Genomic DNA, 20090 nt, shown 5'->3' with positions numbered 1-20090 from the left:
CGTCCATCTGGGCCGCACCGGTGATCATGTTTTTCACATAGTCAGCGTGACCTGGGCAGTCAACGTGAGCGTAGTGACGGGCTTCAGTCTCATACTCAACATGCGCTGTTGAGATGGTGATGCCGCGGGCTTTTTCTTCGGGTGCCGCGTCAATTTCGTCATACGCTTTGAACGTGTCAGAAAACTGCTTGGTGATCGCGGCGGTCAGCGTGGTTTTACCGTGGTCAACATGGCCGATGGTGCCAATGTTGCAATGCGGTTTGTTACGCTCAAACTTTTCCTTAGCCATGATGGCCTCCTTAAATCCTGAGAAGGAGGCAGACGATGACCGCCCGCCTCCAATTTTCGATTAGGCGAATTTCGCCTGAATTTCTTCGCTGATGTTCTGTGGCACCGGATCGTAGTGGTCAAACTGCATAGAGAAGTTTGCACGGCCCGAAGACATAGAGCGCAGGTTGTTGATGTAGCCAAACATGTTCGCCAGCGGAACAAAGGAGTCGATCGCAATGGCATTGCCACGTGAATCCTGACCCTGAACCTGCCCGCGACGCGATGTCAGATCGCCGATCACACCACCGGTATATTCATCCGGAGTGATCACTTCGACTTTCATGATCGGCTCAAGCATCTTCGCACCCGCAAGGCGCATACCTTCACGCATGCACATACGTGCCGCGATTTCAAAGGCGAGGATGCTGGAGTCAACATCGTGGTATTTACCCTCGAGCAGAACAACTTTGAAGTCGATCACGGGGAAGCCGGCCAGAGGCCCGCTGTCCATCACCGACAAGATGCCCTTTTCAACGCCCGGAATATATTCCTTCGGCACCGAACCACCAACAACGCGGCTTTCAAACGAATAACCTTCGCCTGGCTCAGTTGGGATGATCATCATCTTGACTTCAGCGTACTGACCCGAACCACCCGACTGTTTCTTGTGGGTGTACGTATGGGTGACTTCGTGGCTGACGGTCTCACGATAGGCCACTTGTGGCGCACCGATATTGGCTTCAACTTTGAATTCACGCTTCAGACGGTCCACAAGGATGTCGAGGTGAAGTTCGCCCATGCCCTTCATGATGGTCTGACCAGATTCCTGGTCGGTCTCAACATGGAAGGACGGATCCTCAGCGGCCAGACGTGCAAGCCCTGTGGACATGCGTTCCTGGTCACCCTTGGTTTTGGGTTCAACAGCAATCTCGATCACAGGCGCCGGGAAAGTCATTGTTTCCAGAATAACCGGATCCTGCGTAGAACACAGCGTATCACCGGTGGTGGTCTCTTTCAGACCGGCCAGCGCGATAATATCACCTGCAAAGGCTTCTGTGATCTCTTCACGATCATTCGAGTGCATCATCATCATCCGGCCAACGCGCTCTTTGCGGCCTTTGGTCGAGTTGATGATTCCGTCGCCCTTGTTCAGCACACCGGAGTAGATGCGTGTAAAGGTCAACGTGCCCACGAACGGGTCGTTCATGATTTTAAACGCCAGCGCAGAGAATGGCATGTCATCATCCGCACGGCGGGCAATGTCACGGGTCTCTGTATCGTCACCGGGTTTAAAGCCCATGTAATCAACCACGTCCGTCGGACCTGGCAGATAATCGATCACAGCGTTCAACAGAGGCTGAACACCTTTGTTTTTGAACGCCGAACCACAGAGCACAGGAATGAAAGCGATCGCGAGCGTACCCTTACGGATCAACTCACGAAGCGTATCTTCGTCAGGCTCAGTGCCTTCCAGATAGGCTTCCATCGCATCATCGTCCATGTCGACGGCGATTTCGATCAGGTTGGCGCGCCATTCTTCGGCCTGCTCAAGCAAGCTTTCACGAATTGGACGTTTTTCCCAGCTTGCGCCGAGATCTTCGCCAGCCCAGACCCATTCTTCCATGGTGACCAGGTCGATCATGCCCTCAAGCTCGGTTTCAGCCCCGATCGGAATCTGAATAGGAGCAGGGGTTGCACCGGTGCGGTCTTTGATCATCTTCACACAGTTGAAGAAGTCAGCGCCGGTTTTGTCCATTTTGTTGACAAAAACAATCCGCGGAACCTTGTACCGGTCGGCCTGACGCCAAACGGTTTCGGTCTGCGGCTCAACACCAGCGTTGGCGTCGAGCAGAGCAACAGCACCATCAAGAACCGCCAGCGAACGTTCAACTTCAATAGTGAAGTCCACGTGACCGGGGGTGTCGATGATGTTCATGCGGAACTTTTCAGTCCCTTCGTCTTCACCGGTTTCGTTGCGCGCCCAGAAAGTGGTCGTCGCAGCCGAAGTGATGGTGATGCCGCGTTCTTGTTCTTGCTCCATCCAGTCCATGGTGGCCGCACCATCGTGCACCTCACCAATGTTGTGGGATTTGCCAGTGTAGAACAGGATGCGCTCGGTACAGGTGGTTTTACCTGCATCGATATGCGCCATGATACCAAAGTTACGGTATCGGTCGAGTGGATATTCGCGTGCCATGGCTATAGTCCTTGGACGAAATTCAGATTACCAGCGATAATGGCTGAACGCTTTGTTAGCGTCGGCCATTTTATGCGTGTCTTCGCGTTTTTTCACCGCGGTACCACGACCGTTTACTGCATCAAGCAGCTCACCGGCCAGGCGTTCTTCCATGGTGTTTTCGTTGCGCTTGCGCGCCGCGATGATCAGCCAGCGGATCGCCAGGGCTTCACGACGCTCAGGACGCACTTCAACCGGCACCTGGTAGGTTGCACCACCAACGCGGCGCGAACGAACCTCAACCGAAGGCTTCACATTCTCGAGTGCTTCGTGGAACACTTCGACAGGAGCTTTCTTCAGCTTGCTTTCAACACGTTCAAACGCGTTGTAAACGATGCGCTCGGCGGCGGATTTTTTGCCGTCGACCATCAGGTTGTTCATAAATTTAGTGAGTACACGATCGCCATATTTGGCGTCGGGCAGGACTTCGCGCTTCTCAGCGGCGTGACGACGGGACATACCAGTCTCTCCTTACTTCGGACGCTTGGCGCCGTATTTCGAACGACGTTGTTTACGGTCTTTGACACCCTGGGTATCCAGGACACCACGCAGAATGTGGTAGCGAACACCCGGAAGATCTTTTACCCGGCCGCCACGGATCAGAACCACGGAGTGTTCCTGAAGGTTGTGGCTTTCACCCGGAATATAGCTGATGACCTCAAAACCATTTGTCAGGCGCACTTTGGCAACCTTCCGCATAGCAGAGTTCGGCTTTTTCGGAGTGGTGGTGTAAACGCGCGTACAAACGCCACGTTTCTGCGGGCAGGACTCGAGGTGCATTGACTTCGAGCGCTTGACTTTAGGCTGGCGCGGCTTGCGAATCAGCTGTTGGATCGTTGGCATTCCGGTTCCCCGTTTTGCAACATGAAAAAAATAATCGATACGGACACATACGCCGGCTGCATAACACAAAAACCGCAGACGCTCCCGTTTTCGCGGGACCGCGCGGTGGAATTCCAGAGGATCGGGACGGCTGCGCCCGGATCATGACCACTTTTGTTATTGTTTTGCAGACAACAGATGGAGTCCCATCCATGGTCCGAGTGACGGTCGTATATGGAGAGTCGTGCTGGTTGTCAACAGGAGCAGCCGGGTGCACCGCCGTGGTACAAGCCGGGCTGGCAAACGGCCCTTTGCCGCCCCCGGGACTGGTGCGGACACGGGTCTTCGCCAGGCAGGATCCGGCAGCATCCGGCCCGCGCTCAATCTGCACGCGATCCGCGCTCAGGTTGCGGCGCGTTCCCGCTGTCGTCTCTCATTCCGGGCGAGCCGCGCTTCCCGCAGCAGGGTAAACACCCCTGCCCCGGCAACGATCGCACTGCCGCTCAGCATCCACAGATCCGGCCAGTCCCCGAACACCGCCCAGCCCAGGATCAGCGCCCAGAGGATTGACGTATACCGGAACGGCGCCACCGCGCCGATATCCCCGACGCGCATCACCTGGATCGACAGGACAAAGGCCACGTTCAGCATCACCGCTGAGCTGACCAGCTGAATAGCCATCAGAACAGAGACCGCCTGCCAGTCCACCGCGATGGACAGAACCCCGGTCGCCACGGTCACACAACCGGTTGCCGACAAGGCCATCAGGCTGCTGGGGATACCGTGCGGCATACGAAAGGTCACCAGATCCCGCAGCGTCAGCGCCGCGACGGCGGCCAGCGCACTCAGCGCATAGGCATCAATGCCCCGGGCGTCGGGCCGGACAATAAGCAGCACCCCGGCAAAGCCAATGCCAATGGCGCAAAACCGGCGCCAGCCCAGCGGTTGCCGCAGAAACAGCGCCCCGCCAAGCGCGATCGTCAACGGCAGCACCTGCATAATCGCGGTTGCATTAGCAATCGGCATATTGAACAGCGCTGTCAGGAAAAACAGCGACGCCGCCACTTCAGAGACGTTGCGCAGCCAGAGCAAAGCCCGGTCCCGGCGCGCCATCCGGAAACGCAACGCCCCCGAACGCCAGGCCACCAGGCCCAGCAGCAGAACCATCAAAATGCCGCGCAGAAACATCAGCTGGAACAGCGGCGCTTCATCAGAAGCCGCCTTCATAAACGAGTCGTTGATCGTATAGGCCGCTGCCGCGCCCGACATTAAGATCGCGCCGCGCGCATTGTCTGAAAATACTGCCATCAGGTCCTCCGGAGATTTCGGTACCACCGTTAGAATCCCGGATCCAGAACTTTAAACACCGGCATAAAAAAAGCCCTGCCGGATCTCTCCGGCAGGGCTTGGTTTTAACAGGCGACGGGGTCTTATTCGTCGCGGCTTTCCGGGGTCTCAACCAGGGTGCTGCCAAACACTTCGTCCGCCAGCGTATCCGCAGCAGGTGCGGGTGCAGGAGCGGCGAGTGCCACAGCGGCCTCGGCCTCGGCGCGCGAAGCTTCCAGAACGACCGCATCGCGATCGGCCGCAATCTTGCGCACTTTCATCGTGGCGCCACCGGTACCCGCTGGGATCAGACGGCCAACGATAACGTTTTCCTTCAGACCGATCAGCTTGTCGCGTTTGCCCTGAACCGAAGCCTCGGTCAGAACGCGGGTGGTTTCCTGGAAGGACGCGGCAGAGATGAACGACCGGGTCTGCAGCGAAGCCTTGGTGATCCCAAGCAGGATCGGCTCGCCTTTGGCCGGACGACGCCCATCTTTAAGCGCCTTCTCGTTGACTGCAGTCAGTTCAGCCTTGTCAACATGCTCGCCCTTCAGAAGCGTGGTTTCGCCGGAGTCCGAGATCTCCAGTTTCTGCAGCATCTGACGCACGATCACTTCGATATGCTTATCGTTGATCTTCACGCCCTGCAGACGATAGACGTCCTGAACTTCCGCGATCATGTAAACCGCCAGCGCTTCAACACCCAGAATACCAAGGATGTCATGCGGCGCCGGGTTGCCGTCCATGATGTAATCACCCTTCTGGATGAAATCACCTTCGGCAACCGGGATGTGTTTGCCCTTGGGCACCATGTATTCCACGGTCTCCAGGTTTTCATCCGCGGGTTCAATCGAGATACGGCGCTTGTTCTTATAGTCGCGGCCGTACCGGATATACCCGTCGAGCTCTGCAATGATCGCGTGGTCTTTGGGGCGACGTGCCTCAAAGAGTTCCGCAACCCGTGGCAGACCACCGGTAATATCCTTGGTTTTGGCGCCTTCACGCGGAATACGTGCAATCACGTCCCCGGCTTTGACGTCAGACCCTTCTTCGATCGACATAACCGCATCAACAGACATCGGATAGATCACCGGGTTGCCTGCGTCATTGCGCACGGGTTCGCCATCTTCGCCAACGATAAAGATCTCAGGCTTCAACTCGTTGCCTTTTGGTGCCGAACGCCAGTCGATCACGATCTTCTGTGTCATGCCGGTCGCGTCATCGGTCTCATCGCGCACAGAAATGCCCGAGATCAGATCGACAAACTTGGCTTTACCGGCTTTCTCAGCGATCATCGGCAGCGTGTAGGGATCCCATTCAAACAGCTTGTCACCCCGGGAGATCATCGCCCCTTCGGTTACATGCAGCATGGTCCCGTAACCCAGTTTGAACGACGCGCGTTCCTGGTCCTGCTCATCCACAATCGCCAGCTGCATGTTGCGGCCCATGACGATAGTCTCGCCCTGCACGTTCACCAGCACGTTGGCGTTGCGGAATTCGACCTTACCGTCCTGACCCGCTTCCTGGAAGGACTGCTGGCCACCCTGCGCAACGCCACCAATGTGGAATGTCCGCATGGTCAGCTGCGTGCCAGGCTCACCGATCGACTGCGCGGCAATAATGCCGACAGCTTCACCCTGGTTGACCCGGGTACCGCGCGCAAGGTCACGACCATAACATGCGGCACAGACGCCTTCTTCTGCTTCACAGGTCAGCGGGCTACGGATGCGCATCGTGGCAACACCAGCTTCTTCGATCCTGTCCGCCATGCGCTCATCAATAAGCTCATTGCGGGCGACCAGAAGCTCTTCGGTGCCAGGTTTGAACAGATCTTCCGCCGCAACACGACCCAGGATACGTTCCCCGAGTGTCGCTACGATTTCACCATCGTTGACCGCAGCTTCAGCCGTGATCGCGATATCCGTGCCACAATCGTGCTGACGCACGATACAGTCCTGTGCCACATCCACCAGACGACGGGTCAGATACCCAGAGTTCGCTGTCTTAAGCGCGGTATCGGACAGACCCTTACGGGCACCGTGTGTCGAGTTGAAGTACTCGAGCACCGACAGGCCTTCTTTAAAGTTCGAGATAATCGGCGTTTCGATAATCTCACCAGAAGGTTTCGCCATCAGACCGCGCATACCGCCCAGCTGTTTCATCTGCGTCACAGAACCACGGGCACCGGAGTGCGCCATCATATAGACCGAGTTCGGTTCCGCTTCAGAGCCGTCTGCGTCATGGTGGACCGCCGAAATGGCGCCCATCATCGCGTCAGTGACCTTGTCGTTACACTTGGACCAGGCATCGACAACTTTGTTGTACTTCTCGCCCTGAGTGATCAGACCGTCCATGTACTGCTGCTCAAAGTCTTTCACCAGAGCACGGGTCTCTTCGACCAGCGGCCATTTGGAGTCCGGGATAACCATGTCATCCTTACCAAACGAGATCCCGGCTTTGAACGATTCTCTGAAACCAAGCGTCATGATCTGGTCACAGAAGATCACAGATTCTTTCTGACCACAGTAGCGGTAGACCGTATCGATGACCTGCTGCACTTCTTTCTTACGCAGAAGACGGTTGACCAGCGAGAACGGCGCTTTGGCGTTCAGCGGCAGAAGCGCGCCCAGGCGCATACGGCCAGGCGTGGTCTCCATACGCACGTAAACTTCATTACCCTCGTCGTCGATCTGCTTGACCCGCGCCTGAATTCTGGCGTGCAGATGCACTTCGCCTGCGTTCAGCGCATGTTCCATCTCTTCCATGGAACTGAAGACCATGCCTTCGCCCTTCATGCCGGCACGGTCCATGGTGATGTAATACAGACCAAGGATCATATCCTGCGAAGGAACGATGATCGGCGCGCCGTTGGCGGGCGACAACACGTTGTTTGTCGACATCATCAGCACGCGGGCTTCCAGCTGGGCTTCCAGCGACAGCGGCACGTGAACCGCCATCTGGTCACCATCAAAGTCAGCGTTGAACGCCGAACAGACCAGCGGGTGCAGCTGAATGGCTTTGCCTTCGATCAGAACAGGTTCAAAGGCCTGAATGCCAAGACGGTGCAGCGTTGGTGCCCGGTTAAGCATGACCGGATGTTCCCGGATCACCTCATCCAGAATATCCCAGACTTCGGGACGTTCTTTTTCCACCAGCTTCTTCGCCTGTTTCACGGTGCTGGACATGCCTTTGGCTTCCAGACGCGAATAGATGAAGGGCTTGAACAGCTCCAGCGCCATTTTCTTGGGCAGACCACACTGATGCAACTTCAGTTCCGGACCGGTCACAATGACCGAACGACCCGAGAAGTCGACGCGTTTGCCCAACAGATTCTGCCGGAAGCGGCCCTGTTTGCCTTTCAGCATGTCAGACAGCGATTTCAGCGGACGTTTGTTGGCGCCGGTGATGACGCGGCCACGACGACCATTGTCAAACAGCGCATCCACAGATTCCTGCAGCATCCGTTTTTCGTTGCGCACGATGATATCAGGCGCGCGCAGCTCGATCAGACGTTTCAGACGGTTGTTCCGGTTGATCACCCGACGATACAGATCGTTCAGATCTGAGGTCGCAAAACGACCGCCGTCCAGCGGCACCAGCGGGCGCAGCTCTGGCGGAATCACAGGCACAACGGTCAGCACCATCCACTCAGGACGGTTGCCGGACTCAAGGAAGCTCTCAACGATTTTCAGACGTTTGATGATCTTCTTGGGTTTCAGCTCGCCGGTGGCTTCTTTCAGATCTTCCCGCAGCTGTTCTGCAGTCGATTCCAGATCGATCGCCGCCAGCATGTCGCGGATGGCTTCGGCACCGATGTTGGCCGAGAACGCGTCTGCGCCATACTGATCTTCCGCGTCCATGAACTCTTCTTCGGTCATCATCTGACCATAGATGAGGTCCGTCAGACCGGGTTCAATCACCACATAGTTTTCGAAATACAGCACCCGCTCCAGGTCACGCAGTGTCATGTCCAGCATCAGGCCGATGCGGGATGGCAGCGATTTCAGGAACCAGATGTGCGCCACAGGAGCCGCAAGCTCGATGTGGCCCATACGCTCACGGCGCACTTTCTGCAGCGTAACTTCAACACCACATTTCTCGCAGACAACGCCGCGGTACTTCATGCGTTTATATTTGCCGCAGAGACATTCGTAATCTTTGATCGGACCAAAGATACGGGCACAGAACAGACCGTCCCGCTCCGGTTTGAATGTGCGGTAGTTGATGGTCTCAGGCTTTTTGATCTCACCGTAGGACCACGACAGGATCCGCTCCGGCGACGCCAGCGAGACTTTGATCTCGTCGAACGTCTTAGGGGCGGCCATCGGGTTGAACGGGTTGGTTGTCAGTTCCTGGTTCATATTGCGATCCTTACATCAGGGGATGGGTTGAGGGGGGCGCGAACGCCCTCACTCGTCCTCCGCATCCAGGAGTTCCATGTTGAGGCCCAGGCCGCGGACCTCTTTGACAAGCACGTTGAACGACTCAGGCACACCGGCCTCGTAGTTGTCTTCGCCCTTGACGATCGATTCATAGACTTTGGTCCGGCCGGCCACGTCATCCGATTTCACCGTCAGCATTTCCTGCAGGGTGTAAGCGGCGCCGTAAGCTTCGAGTGCCCAGACTTCCATCTCACCAAAGCGCTGACCACCGAACTGCGCTTTACCACCCAGCGGCTGCTGGGTCACAAGCGAGTAAGGTCCGGTCGAACGGGCGTGAATCTTGTCATCCACCAGGTGGTGCAGTTTCAGCAGGTATTTGACACCCACTGTGACTTTGCGCGCGAACTGTTCCCCGGTACGACCGTCAAACAGAACCGACTGACCTGAGGTGTCAAATCCAGCACGTTTCAGCGAGTCATTGACGTCTGCTTCTTTCGCACCGTCAAACACCGGCGTGGCGATCGGGACACCGCCGGTGACGTTGGACGCCGCACCAATCAGTTCCCGTTCGTCCATGTCTGCGATGCCTTCTTCATAGACATTTTCGCCATAGACGATTTTCATCGCTTCGCGCACAGGTGTCAGATCGCCGGAACGACGGTACTCACCCAGAGCCTCGTCAATCTGGATACCCAGACCACGTGCGGCCCAGCCCATGTGGGTTTCAAGGATCTGACCAACGTTCATCCGCGATGGCACACCCAGCGGGTTCAGACAGAAGTCGACCGGAGTCCCGTCCGCAAGGAACGGCATGTCTTCCATCGGAACAACGCGGGAAATCACACCTTTGTTGCCGTGACGACCAGCCATTTTATCACCGGGCTGAAGCTTGCGCTTCACAGCAATAAAGACTTTGACCATTTTCATCACGCCCGGAGGCAGATCATCGCCGCGACGGACTTTTTCAACTTTGTCCTCGTAGCGGTGGTCCACCAGACGGCGCTGCGCTTCGAACTGGGTGTTCAGAGCCTCAACGATCTGTGCATCGGCCTCATCTTCCAGTGCCAGCTGCCACCACTGGCCTTTGGACAGAGTGCCCAGCAGCTCATCGGTAATTTCGGACCCGGCTTTGACGCCTTTCGGACCTTTAACAGCCACTTTGCCGAAGATCATAGACTTCAGGCGCGCATAGATGTTGCGCTCCAGGATGCCAAGCTCATCGTCGCGGTCGCGGGCCAGAGTTTCGACTTCTTCCCGTTCGATCTGCAGCGCACGCTCGTCTTTTTCAACGCCGTGGCGGTTGAACACACGCACTTCAACCACGGTGCCGAAGTCACCTGGTTTAACGCGCATGGAGGTGTCACGCACATCGGAGGCTTTTTCACCAAAGATCGCACGCAGAAGTTTTTCTTCCGGTGTCATCGGGCTTTCGCCCTTTGGTGTGATCTTACCCACGAGGATATCGCCCGGCTCCACATCCGCACCGATGTAAACGATGCCGGCCTCGTCGAGGTTGCGCAGCGCTTCTTCACCGACATTCGGAATGTCACGGGTGATCTCTTCCGGCCCAAGCTTGGTATCACGGGCGGCGACTTCGAATTCTTCGATATGCACCGAAGTAAACACGTCGTCGCGCGCGATGCGCTCGGAGATCAGAATGGAGTCTTCGTAGTTGTAGCCATTCCACGGCATAAACGCGACGATCACGTTTTTACCCAGAGCCAGCTCGCCCATATCGGTGGAGGGGCCATCGGCAATGACTTCGTCTTTGCCAACCGTGTCGCCCACTTTTACCAGAGGTTTCTGGTTGATACAGGTGTTCTGGTTCGAACGCTGGAACTTGCGCAGACGATAGATATCAACGCCGGGATCGCCCAGAGCCAGATCATGCGTTGCACGCACAACGATACGCTGGGCATCGACCTGGTCGACGATGCCGGCACGTTTCGCCATGATTGCCGCGCCCGAATCCCGGGCCACAACTTCTTCGATACCAGTGCCCACCAGCGGCGCTTCTGCGCGCAGCAGCGGAACCGCCTGACGTTGCATGTTCGAGCCCATCAGAGCCCGGTTCGCATCGTCGTTTTCGAGGAACGGAATCAGCGAGGCCGCGACCGAGACCAACTGCTTTGGCGAGACATCGATCAGATCGACGTTATCAGGCGCGTTCAGCATGAATTCGCCGCCCTGACGGGTGGAGACCAGATCGTTTACAAACCGACCTTCTTCATCGAGATTGGCGTTGGCCTGAGCCACAGTGTGGCGCATCTCTTCGGTGGCCGACATGTACTGAACTTCATCAGTGACCCGGCCGTCCTGGACAAGCCGGTACGGAGTTTCGATGAAGCCATATTTGTTCACCCGGGCAAAAGTTGCCAGTGAGTTGATCAGACCAATATTCGGACCCTCGGGGGTCTCAATCGGACACATACGACCGTAGTGGGTCGGATGAACGTCACGTACTTCAAAGCCGGCACGCTCGCGGGTCAGACCGCCAGGCCCAAGCGCCGAAAGACGACGTTTGTGTGTTACTTCAGACAGCGGGTTGGTTTGGTCCATAAACTGCGACAGCTGCGAAGAGCCGAAGAATTCACGTACTGCAGCCGCGGCTGGTTTGGCATTGATCAGATCCTGCGGCATCACCGTGTCGATTTCGACCGAAGACATCCGCTCTTTGATCGCGCGCTCCATGCGCAGCAGACCAACGCGGTACTGATTTTCCATCAGTTCGCCAACAGAACGCACCCGACGGTTCCCAAGGTGGTCAATATCGTCGATATGCCCCTTGCCGTCGCGCAGCTCAACCAGCGCCTTGATACAGCTCATGATGTCTTCATGACGCAGGGTGCGCTGGGTGTCTTCGACATCAAGCGCCAGGCGCATGTTCATCTTCACCCGGCCGACGGTGGACAGGTCATAGCGTTCTTTGTCAAAGAACATGGTGTCAAACAGCGCCGACGCCGCGTCAACGGTCGGGGGCTCACCCGGGCGCATCACGCGGTAGATGTCCATGAGCGCGCCTTCGCGGTTCATGTTCTTGTCCACCGCCATGGTGTTGCGCATGTAAGGGCCGACATTGACGTTGTCGATGTCCAGCATCGGCAGATCGGTGATGCCAGCATCCAGCAGGTCTTTCAGAGTGCCGCCGCTGACGTTGCCCTCTTTGTCCAGCTCCCAGGTCAGCTCATCGCCGGCCTCAACGTAGATCGCACCAGTGTCCTCATTGATAATATCTTTGGCAACAAATCTGCCGACGATATTGTCAAAGGGCACCAGCAGCTCGGTGACGTTGCCTTCTTCGATCAGCTTTTTCACCGAACGGGGCGTAACTTTGTCACCAGCTTTGCAGATCACTTCGCCCGTGGCCGCATCGACCAGATCAAAGTTCGGACGAGTGCCACGCACGCGCTCAGGGAAGAACTTGGTTACCCAACCCTTGTTCTTGTCGAGCGTGTACTGGACAGTGTCGTAATAACGGTCACAGATGCCTTCCTGGTCCAGCCCCAGCGCATAAAGCAGGGTGGTCACAGGCAGTTTGCGACGCCGGTCAATGCGCGCAAAGACCACGTCTTTGGCGTCGAACTCAAAGTCCAGCCAGGAGCCGCGGTACGGGATGATCCGGCAGGCAAACAGCAGTTTACCGGACGAATGGGTTTTGCCTTTGTCATGATCAAAGAACACACCGGGGGAGCGGTGCATCTGGGAAACGATCACCCGCTCGGTGCCGTTGACCACAAAAGTGCCGTTGGGCGTCATCAGAGGCATATCGCCCATGAACACATCTTGTTCTTTGATGTCTTTTACCGATTTTGCGCCGGTATCTTCATCGATATCAAATACGATCAGACGCAGTGTCACCTTCAGGGGGGCACTGTATGTCATGTCGCGCTGCTGACATTCTTCAACATCGTATTTCGGCTTTTCGAGCTCGTATTTTACGAACTCAAGAACCGCCGTTTCGTTGAAATCCTTGATCGGGAAAACCGACTGAAACACACCATTGATGCCTTTGCCCTCTTGCGGGTCGGGCTGGTCGCCGGAATTCAGAAAAAGATCGTAAGAGGATTTCTGAACCTCAATAAGATTCGGCATCTCCAGCACTTCACGGATTTTACCGTAATATTTGCGGAGCCGTTTCTGGCCTAGGAAGGTCGAAGCCATGCGCATCATCACCTTTTGTTTGTCTCAGACGCGCCGGCCGTTGGGCACCGGCAGCACGCCCTGACGAAAATCAATTCTGGTCTATTCCTGCGCTTCGTCCCACCGAAGCGCTCCCGACCGCTGAACCAACTCTTAGAAAGGATCCTTTATCAGGATGGTCCTGCCAAAATGGCAAAAGACCCTTGCTAAGACGGGTTCAGCCGGACCCGGGGAACCCCCGGATCCAGCCAATCTTTTATCCGAAACCCGAAGGTTCCGAAGTGGCTCAGACCACTTCGGCTTCGGCGCCAGCTGCAACCAGCTTGGCTTGTACGTCGTCGGCTTCTTCTTTCGAAACGCCTTCTTTGATTTTGCCACCGGCTTCAACCAGAGTTTTTGCTTCTTTCAGGCCGAGACCTGTGATCGCGCGAACTTCTTTGATCACTGCGATTTTGGAAGCGCCGGCGTTCTTCAGAACGACGTCAAACTCAGTTTTTTCAGCTTCTTCAGCTGCGCCGTCAGCAGGGCCAGCCATCATGACTGCGCCGCCAGCTGCGGGCTCAATGCCATACTCGTCTTTGAGGATGGTTTTCAGTTCTTGTGCTTCGAGAAGGGTCAGACCTACGATCTCTTCAGCAAGTTTTTTCAGATCAGCCATTATACTGTTTCCGTTCGTTTTGTTTGTGTTCCAACGCGCTAGGGATGTCCCTACGTCAGTCTCAATTGCTTAAGCGGCAGCTTTGTCTTCGATAGTAGACAAAATACCCGCGATGTTCGAAGCAGGAGCGCCAATCGCGCCAGCGATGTTGGAGGCAGGCGCACCAATACAACCCACGATCGAAGCAATAAGCTCGTCACGAGATGGCATTGCTGCGACGGCTTTCACACCGGCGACATCAAGAGCGGTCTCACCCATTGCCCCACCCAGGATAACAAATTTCTTGTTATCTTTGGCATAGGCCTCGGCGATCTTGGCCGCAGCCACAGGATCTTCCGAATAGGTCAGAACAGTCATTCCCAAAAGATAGTCACCGATGCTTGCGCAGGGCTTCCCTTCCAGGGCGATTTTGGCGAGCTTGTTCTTGGCAACGCGGACAGACCCGCCAGCTGCGCTCATCTGAGCGCGCAGGTCCTGCATTTCAGCAACTGTGAGACCTTCGTAGCGGGCAACCACAACGACGCCAGAGCTGTCAAAGATCTGGCCGAGCTCGTCGACCATTTTCTCTTTTTGTGCTCTATCCACAGTTTCACTCCAAATTTGGAAGGCAGAATACCTTCCAGCTCATTTAGTGCCGGCCTCCCTTCTTCCGAAGAAGTGCCGGCGTCGGGTCCATTTCAGGGTCCCGAGGCCAATCTCACCCGAGGATCAAGCCCACGGCAGAATTTGTCTCGTTCCCCATCTCAGGAAGGATTTAAGCCTTTCGGAAAAGGCACCCTCCGTCTCGGACAGGACAGGGCGGTCATAACTGCGGCCGCCCCGCCATTCACCCCCATGTACACATGAAGGTGAAACTTTACCAGGTGGGAATTTCCCCACCCGGACAATTAGTTACCAATTGCGTTATCGACCGAAATCGTAACTGCAGGGCCCATTGTCGACGAGACAACGACCTTCTGGATATAAGCGCCTTTGGCACCTGTGGGGCGTGCTTTCTGAACCGCATCGATGAATGCGCGCACGTTTTCCACCAGGTTTGCATCGTCAAAAGAAGCTTTGCCGACGCCGGCGTGTACAACGCCGCCTTTTTCCGCTTTGAACTGGACTTCACCACCTTTGGCGTTGGTGACAGCAGCCGTCACATCCATAGTTACCGTGCCCAGCTTGGGGTTTGGCATCAGGTTGCGCGGGCCGAGGATTTTGCCAAGACGACCAACGATGGGCATCATGTCAGGGGTTGCGATACAGCGGTCAAAATCAAGCTGACCACCCTGGATCGCCGCCATCAGATCTTCTGCACCAACGATGTCAGCGCCAGCAGCCTTAGCTTCTTCAGCTTTGGCGTCACGGGCGAACACAGCAACACGAACGGTTTTGCCGGTGCCGTTGGGCAGCGATACAACACCGCGGACCATCTGGTCGGCGTGACGTGGATCAACACCCAGGTTCATCGCGATTTCAACAGTCTCGTCGAATTTAGCTTTTGCGTTGGTTTTTACCAGCGCCATTGCTTCTTCAACAGTGACGTCAGCTTTGCCGGCAAATGCTTCACGAGCCGCGGCGGTACGTTTACCTACTTTAGCCATGATTATTTAACCTCAATGCCCATGGAACGTGCGGAACCGAGGATGATCTGCATTGCAGCCTCGATGTCGTTTGCGTTCAGGTCTTTCATTTTTGCTTCAGCGATTTCTTTCACCTGCGCAGCTGTCACCGAACCGACAACTTCGCGACCAGGTGTTTTCGCACCGGATTTCAGGCCCGCAGCCTTAATCAGGAAATAGGACGCAGGGGGCGTCTTGATTTCCATGGTGAAGGACTTGTCCTGGTAATACGAGATCACGGTCGGGCAAGGGGCGCCCACTTCCAGATCCTGCGTTCTGGCGTTGAACGCTTTACAGAATTCCATGATGTTGATGCCGCGCTGACCAAGCGCCGGACCCACGGGTGGGGACGGGTTTGCTTTGCCGGCGGGCACTTGCAGCTTCAATTTGCCAACGAGTTTTTTAGCCATAAGGCCTCTCCTTCTTTCAACTCCGGAACTGACGCGTCAGCCCCGGCCTTCAGTTGCGTGGTCAGGCCCGGTGATCGCGATCCCCGGCACCTCCCACGTGACACATCAGATCTGTTTATTGACCTGTGTGAATTCCAGTTCGACCGGGGTTTCCCGGCCAAAAATCGAGACGGTCACCTTCAGGCGGTTGTTTTCTTCATCCACCTCTTCGACCATGCCGTCAAAGCCCTCAAAGGGTCCTTCGCCGACAGAAACTTTTTCGCCGATCTCAAACGAGATCAGGGTACGTGGTGCCGCAGCATTTTCTTCTACACGGTTGAGAATGCCGTTCACTTCACGATCCCGCATCGGCATCGGCCGCCCCATGGGGCCGAGAAAGCCGGTGACCCGGTTGATCGATGTGATCAGGTGATAGCCTTTGTCCGACATTTCCATGCGCACCAGGATATACCCGGGCATGAACCGCCGCTCAGCAGTCACTTTTTTGCCCCGACGCACTTCGATCACCTCTTCGGTGGGCACCAGAACTTCTTCAATCTGATCCTCAAGGCCCTCATCGATGGCAGCTTGCTTGATCTGTTCGGCGATTTTTTTCTCATAGTTCGAGAGAACACTCACCGAATACCACCGCTTAGCCATGTTGCCTCAGCCCTTTACTTCACTCCAGGCCGCAACCCGGATAATGCTTTAGATACAAGACGGTTATCCCGCCACCGCCCGATAAAAAGGGGCGCGCAACACGAATCGCCGCACGCCACAACCAGAAGGTCCGTTCGCAGTACTCTTCAATTCACCTGATTTCAAGCACTTTGAGGGTTTTTTCCGGCAGTTCGATATTGCCGCACCGTCATCTGGCCGTTGCGGCCCAAACCCAAAGGGAAATCCGCCACCTGAGCCGTAACACCGGCATCAGACGGCGCCGGCACGCGCGGGGCGCACGGCCCGGAACAACTGCGGTTGATCACGAATAAGCGCCAGCGGTGCTCGCTGCCCCTGCGGCGTATGCCGGCCATCTTCAGCCATGCGTGCAAGTCAGCGCGTTGCCACTGTGAGAGCCCCGGCCTGCATCAGCCGGGCGACCTCACCAAGGCCCGTTCAGCCAAACATGCCCAGCAGGCCCTGAAGCCCGGTGCGGATGGTCAGATCCACCAGAAAGAAAAAGACCGAAGTCAGCGCCGCCAGGACAAAGACCATACCCGTGGTCAACAGCACTTCACGCCGTGTGGGCCAGACCACTTTCGACACCTCAGCGCGGACCTGCTGAATGAATTGTGCGGGGTTTGCTTTCGCCATGACTTCTCTGTCCTCTATCCAATACTGCGCAGATACGTGTTATTGCCTCCGTTTGCAAGGCCCCGCCGCGCGGCGCTCTCCACATAGCGACAAACGCCGCCCTCACCGGCGCCGGGCCCGTATCGCCTCAGAATCCCCGCACAGCAAGCCGGCACACCTTTGAGCTGACGCACGACGACCCGCCGCCTCTGACAACGCAAGCCCTGCCCGTTCACGGCGGCAACATCACAACGACGGGATCTGAGCAAACAGCACCACACTGGGCGCCGCCCCGGGCAGACATCAGGCAAACCCGGATATCTGCGCCATATCGTCCAATGCCGGCCTGAACCTTACAGACAGACAGCAGCGATACAGCCCGGTCCGCGCAGCAACGTCCGGGGGACACCGCGCAAACTGCGGCCCGTGGCGGGCAGCCTGAACACGGCGGGCAGTCTGAAACTTTTGGATTGTGGTCTGGCAGGGGTAGAAGGGTTCGAACCATCGACCTACGGTTTTGGAGACCGTCGCTCTACCAACTGAGCTATACCCCTAGGACCGAGTGAGGGAATATGACACCTCGCCCGGCAGCGCAAGACGCATTCGTCTGCTTTTCATAAATTACCTGGCGCTGCCGCCCGCAACGCCTTGATATCTGCGCCGGCCAGCGCGGATTCGGCAGCTTCAATTGCTGCCAGAGGCCAGTCCCACCAGCGAATCGATAACAGCGCCGCCACGACCTCAGAATCAAACCGCATCCGCACCAGCCGCGCCGGGTTGCCCGCCACCACGCTGTAAGGCGCCACGTCCCGGCTGACCACAGCACCGGCGGCGATGATCGCCCCGTCTCCAATGGTGACTCCCGGCAGGATCTGCGCCCCATGCCCGATCCAGACATCATTGCCGACCAGCGTATCGCCCTTGCGGCTGATTTCTTCGCGATAGGCCCCCATGGTGTCCGGCCGCATGATGGCAAAAGGATAAGTGGAAAACCCGCCCAACGGGTGATTTGCCGAACTGGTGATAAATCGAACCCCATGGGCAAGCGCACAGAACCGCCCGAGAACAAGCCGCTCTGGCGCCCCCGGATACAGATAGGGCGCCAGATGGGCGGCATAATCGGTCACCGGATCAAAGCTGCTGAAATAACTATGCGCGCCGATGCTCCAGTTCGGGTGCTCAATCACCTGATCCAGATGTACCAGCCCCTCCACCGCAGTGCCGTCCGGCAAACGCACCGGATGACGCACCGCCGCATTCAGAAACGCTTCACTCATAACACCCCTTTTTGCCGGCCCCGCTGATGGGCCAGCGCCGCCACAATGACCGGCGCTGTCCCAATTGCAACACCACCCGGATCACAGCAGCGCCAGCGCCATCACAATCTGGCCGGTGAGACCAACGCCATAGACCAGTGAGCGCAAATATGGCACCGCCATCAGATACAGCGGCAGATACACCAACCGCGCCAGCACGAATACCGCAGCGCCCGAAATCGCCAGCGAGATATCCGCTTCGGGCAGTACAATGCTCAGCAGCGCCAGCCCCAGGAACACCGGCAAGTTTTCCGCCATATTGCGCTGCGCCCGCAACGCACGCCCATGTATCAGACCGGGGGCAGGATCCTGGTCCCGATGCCCTGCATAGGCAGCCACCCCAATCTTGGGCAGCAGAAACATCGGGGGCAAAAACACCCCGGCATAATAAACCGCAATCGCCGCCAGCATCCAAATAACCATTTCTCTTTCTCCGCTTGTTGATCTTTCGGCCATACTGAGGCTTGCTGGGAATTGCTGCAATTCCCTTGAAAGGAATGACATGACAATGCCGGCTCAAATTCAGGCCCACCCGTTCGGCGCCGTGCTCAAAGACATCCGCGCCTCGCTCAACCTGTCCCAGGCGGCGCTGGCGCTGGAACTGGGCTCCACCCAGCGCCACCTCTCTTTTCTTGAAACCGGCCGCTCGACCCCAACGCCATCGTTTCTGGCCCGCATCTGCCGCGAGCTCAATCTCAGCGTCGCGCAGCGCGCCAATCTCTACGCCGCCTCCGGCGCCCACAGCCCCTATGAGCAGCGCGCCCTGGCCTCAGCAGATGTAACCGCAGCGCTCGACATGATCGAGGCACGCGTGCTGAACAACTGGCCTTTCCCGGCGCTGGTGCTGGATGCCAGCTGGAATATCCTGCGCTGCAATGCGCCCTTTCTGATCGTATTCGCGCCGTTCCTGAAGGCCGCAGGCGCCGAGAGCAACGCGCCCGCAAACCTGCTCTCCATCATGCTGTCTGATGCGTTTTCAGGGCTGATCCAGAACTGGGACGAAGCGGTCAGCATCCTCTATTTCCGCCTTCAGAGCGCTGCGGCGAAAGATCCGCTGATCCGCGAACTGTTTGCAGACGCCCGCCGCCGCGGTCGCTTTGCCAACCTGCCCGATATGCTGCTGTCACAACAAAGCGTTCCGGTTTTTGTCCCGGTGCGGCTCAACATGCCCGACGGAACCATCGTGGAAATGTCCTCGCTGCTGGGCAAACTGGCCTCGGTGCAGGACGCTCTGGTGGACGGGTTTGAAATTGAATTGATGGTGCCCCTGACGCAGACGTCCGAGACCAGGCTGCTGTGCGCCGCAAAACCGCCCTGAGGCAAAAGAAAAAGGGCCGCCCTTGCGGGCAGCCCTTTCATGATTCTCAGATCAGACCGAGGCCTGAACCCATCGATTATTCGATGATTTTGGACACAACGCCGGAACCGACGGTACGGCCACCTTCGCGGATCGCGAAGCGCAGTTTTTCTTCCATCGCGATCGGCGCGATCAGTTCAACGTTGAACTTCAGGTTGTCGCCAGGCATGACCATTTCGGTGCCTTCGGGCAGAACAACTGTGCCGGTGATGTCAGTTGTACGGAAGTAGAACTGGGGACGGTAGTTGGCGAAGAACGGCGTGTGACGGCCACCCTCGTCTTTGGTCAGAATATAGG

General features: G+C 56.9%; 17 protein-coding genes and 1 tRNA gene. 1 reads left to right on the top strand and 17 read right to left on the bottom strand.

The window, feature by feature from the left end:
* From DWA01_RS13015 to DWA01_RS12940, 16 genes are all read right to left on the bottom strand, one after another.
* A partial coding sequence (locus tag DWA01_RS13015; RefSeq protein ID WP_200832575.1) for a GTP-binding protein occupies positions 1 to 289 on the bottom strand: 289 nt, incomplete at its 3' end.
* Positions 290 to 349: 60 nt separating this feature from the next.
* The gene (gene fusA / locus DWA01_RS13010; protein ID WP_114286259.1) at positions 350 to 2467 is read right to left on the bottom strand and encodes an elongation factor G; all 2118 of its coding nucleotides are present in this window, start codon (positions 2465 to 2467) and stop codon (positions 350 to 352) included.
* 27 nt (positions 2468 to 2494) lie between these two features.
* Positions 2495 to 2965 carry a 30S ribosomal protein S7 gene (gene rpsG / locus DWA01_RS13005; RefSeq protein WP_114286258.1) on the bottom strand — a complete coding sequence of 157 codons (471 nt, stop codon included), beginning with the start codon at positions 2963 to 2965 and terminating at the stop codon, positions 2495 to 2497.
* A 12-nt stretch (positions 2966 to 2977) separates the two neighbouring features.
* Positions 2978 to 3349: a 30S ribosomal protein S12 gene (gene rpsL, locus DWA01_RS13000; RefSeq protein ID WP_085848203.1), complete on the bottom strand. Its 372-nt coding sequence runs from the start codon at positions 3347 to 3349 to the stop codon at positions 2978 to 2980.
* Positions 3350 to 3730: 381 nt separating this feature from the next.
* On the bottom strand, positions 3731 to 4636 hold the full coding sequence (locus DWA01_RS12995; RefSeq protein ID WP_114286257.1) for a DMT family transporter: 906 nt from the start codon (positions 4634 to 4636) through the stop codon (positions 3731 to 3733).
* A gap of 122 nt (positions 4637 to 4758) precedes the next feature.
* Positions 4759 to 9015 carry a DNA-directed RNA polymerase subunit beta' gene (gene rpoC / locus DWA01_RS12990; RefSeq protein WP_114286256.1) on the bottom strand — a complete coding sequence of 1419 codons (4257 nt, stop codon included), beginning with the start codon at positions 9013 to 9015 and terminating at the stop codon, positions 4759 to 4761.
* A gap of 48 nt (positions 9016 to 9063) precedes the next feature.
* On the bottom strand, positions 9064 to 13197 hold the full coding sequence (gene rpoB, locus DWA01_RS12985; protein ID WP_114286260.1) for a DNA-directed RNA polymerase subunit beta: 4134 nt from the start codon (positions 13195 to 13197) through the stop codon (positions 9064 to 9066).
* A 265-nt stretch (positions 13198 to 13462) separates the two neighbouring features.
* Positions 13463 to 13834, bottom strand: coding sequence for a 50S ribosomal protein L7/L12 (gene rplL, locus DWA01_RS12980; protein ID WP_114286255.1), 372 nt, complete (start codon positions 13832 to 13834; stop codon positions 13463 to 13465).
* A gap of 69 nt (positions 13835 to 13903) precedes the next feature.
* Positions 13904 to 14419 carry a 50S ribosomal protein L10 gene (gene rplJ / locus DWA01_RS12975; RefSeq protein ID WP_114286254.1) on the bottom strand — a complete coding sequence of 172 codons (516 nt, stop codon included), beginning with the start codon at positions 14417 to 14419 and terminating at the stop codon, positions 13904 to 13906.
* Positions 14420 to 14721: 302 nt separating this feature from the next.
* Positions 14722 to 15420: a 50S ribosomal protein L1 gene (gene rplA / locus DWA01_RS12970; protein WP_114286253.1), complete on the bottom strand. Its 699-nt coding sequence runs from the start codon at positions 15418 to 15420 to the stop codon at positions 14722 to 14724.
* A 2-nt stretch (positions 15421 to 15422) separates the two neighbouring features.
* Positions 15423 to 15848: a 50S ribosomal protein L11 gene (rplK, locus tag DWA01_RS12965; RefSeq protein WP_114286252.1), complete on the bottom strand. Its 426-nt coding sequence runs from the start codon at positions 15846 to 15848 to the stop codon at positions 15423 to 15425.
* A 105-nt stretch (positions 15849 to 15953) separates the two neighbouring features.
* A complete protein-coding gene (gene nusG / locus DWA01_RS12960; RefSeq protein ID WP_114286251.1) occupies positions 15954 to 16487 on the bottom strand; it encodes a transcription termination/antitermination protein NusG in 534 nt (177 codons plus the stop codon).
* 456 nt (positions 16488 to 16943) lie between these two features.
* Positions 16944 to 17141, bottom strand: a complete 198-nt coding sequence (gene secE, locus DWA01_RS12955; protein ID WP_114286250.1) for a preprotein translocase subunit SecE — start codon at positions 17139 to 17141, stop codon at positions 16944 to 16946.
* A 457-nt stretch (positions 17142 to 17598) separates the two neighbouring features.
* Positions 17599 to 17674, bottom strand: a tRNA-Trp gene (locus tag DWA01_RS12950).
* A 60-nt stretch (positions 17675 to 17734) separates the two neighbouring features.
* Positions 17735 to 18397 carry a CatB-related O-acetyltransferase gene (locus DWA01_RS12945; RefSeq protein WP_114286249.1) on the bottom strand — a complete coding sequence of 221 codons (663 nt, stop codon included), beginning with the start codon at positions 18395 to 18397 and terminating at the stop codon, positions 17735 to 17737.
* A gap of 81 nt (positions 18398 to 18478) precedes the next feature.
* Positions 18479 to 18859 carry an MAPEG family protein gene (locus DWA01_RS12940; RefSeq protein WP_160116045.1) on the bottom strand — a complete coding sequence of 127 codons (381 nt, stop codon included), beginning with the start codon at positions 18857 to 18859 and terminating at the stop codon, positions 18479 to 18481.
* A gap of 85 nt (positions 18860 to 18944) precedes the next feature.
* Here DWA01_RS12940 and DWA01_RS12935 point away from each other — a divergent pair, with 85 nt between their 5' ends.
* Positions 18945 to 19754 (top strand): helix-turn-helix domain-containing protein, encoded by an 810-nt coding sequence (locus DWA01_RS12935; RefSeq protein ID WP_160116044.1) that lies wholly within the window; start codon positions 18945 to 18947, stop codon positions 19752 to 19754.
* Positions 19755 to 19830: 76 nt separating this feature from the next.
* On the opposite strand, the gene DWA01_RS12930 is transcribed toward DWA01_RS12935, so the two are convergent.
* On the bottom strand, positions 19831 to 20090 hold a 260-nt coding region (locus DWA01_RS12930; RefSeq protein WP_473206062.1), incomplete at its 5' end, for an EF-Tu C-terminal domain-related protein.

The organism is Candidatus Halocynthiibacter alkanivorans, from assembly GCF_003333265.1.
Taxonomy (GTDB): Bacteria; Pseudomonadota; Alphaproteobacteria; order Rhodobacterales; family Rhodobacteraceae; genus Halocyntiibacter_A; species Halocyntiibacter_A alkanivorans.
The sequence above is the reverse complement of the archived record's forward strand: the minus strand, read 5'-3'. Positions and strand labels throughout refer to the sequence as shown.

Excerpts from the sequence above, each read along its gene's own strand:
- fusA (WP_114286259.1), bottom strand. The coding sequence starts at position 2,467 with ATGGCACGCGAATATCCACTCGACCGATACCGTAACTTTGGTATCATG.
- rpsG (WP_114286258.1), bottom strand. The coding sequence starts at position 2,965 with ATGTCCCGTCGTCACGCCGCTGAGAAGCGCGAAGTCCTGCCCGACGCC.
- rpsL (WP_085848203.1), bottom strand. The coding sequence starts at position 3,349 with ATGCCAACGATCCAACAGCTGATTCGCAAGCCGCGCCAGCCTAAAGTC.
- DWA01_RS12995 (WP_114286257.1), bottom strand. The coding sequence starts at position 4,636 with ATGGCAGTATTTTCAGACAATGCGCGCGGCGCGATCTTAATGTCGGGC.
- rpoC (WP_114286256.1), bottom strand. The coding sequence starts at position 9,015 with ATGAACCAGGAACTGACAACCAACCCGTTCAACCCGATGGCCGCCCCT.
- rpoB (WP_114286260.1), bottom strand. The coding sequence starts at position 13,197 with ATGGCTTCGACCTTCCTAGGCCAGAAACGGCTCCGCAAATATTACGGT.
- rplL (WP_114286255.1), bottom strand. The coding sequence starts at position 13,834 with ATGGCTGATCTGAAAAAACTTGCTGAAGAGATCGTAGGTCTGACCCTT.
- rplA (WP_114286253.1), bottom strand. The coding sequence starts at position 15,420 with ATGGCTAAAGTAGGTAAACGTACCGCCGCGGCTCGTGAAGCATTTGCC.
- rplK (WP_114286252.1), bottom strand. The coding sequence starts at position 15,848 with ATGGCTAAAAAACTCGTTGGCAAATTGAAGCTGCAAGTGCCCGCCGGC.
- nusG (WP_114286251.1), bottom strand. The coding sequence starts at position 16,487 with ATGGCTAAGCGGTGGTATTCGGTGAGTGTTCTCTCGAACTATGAGAAA.
- secE (WP_114286250.1), bottom strand. The coding sequence starts at position 17,141 with ATGGCGAAAGCAAACCCCGCACAATTCATTCAGCAGGTCCGCGCTGAG.
- DWA01_RS12945 (WP_114286249.1), bottom strand. The coding sequence starts at position 18,397 with ATGAGTGAAGCGTTTCTGAATGCGGCGGTGCGTCATCCGGTGCGTTTG.
- DWA01_RS12940 (WP_160116045.1), bottom strand. The coding sequence starts at position 18,859 with ATGGTTATTTGGATGCTGGCGGCGATTGCGGTTTATTATGCCGGGGTG.
- DWA01_RS12935 (WP_160116044.1), top strand. The coding sequence starts at position 18,945 with ATGCCGGCTCAAATTCAGGCCCACCCGTTCGGCGCCGTGCTCAAAGAC.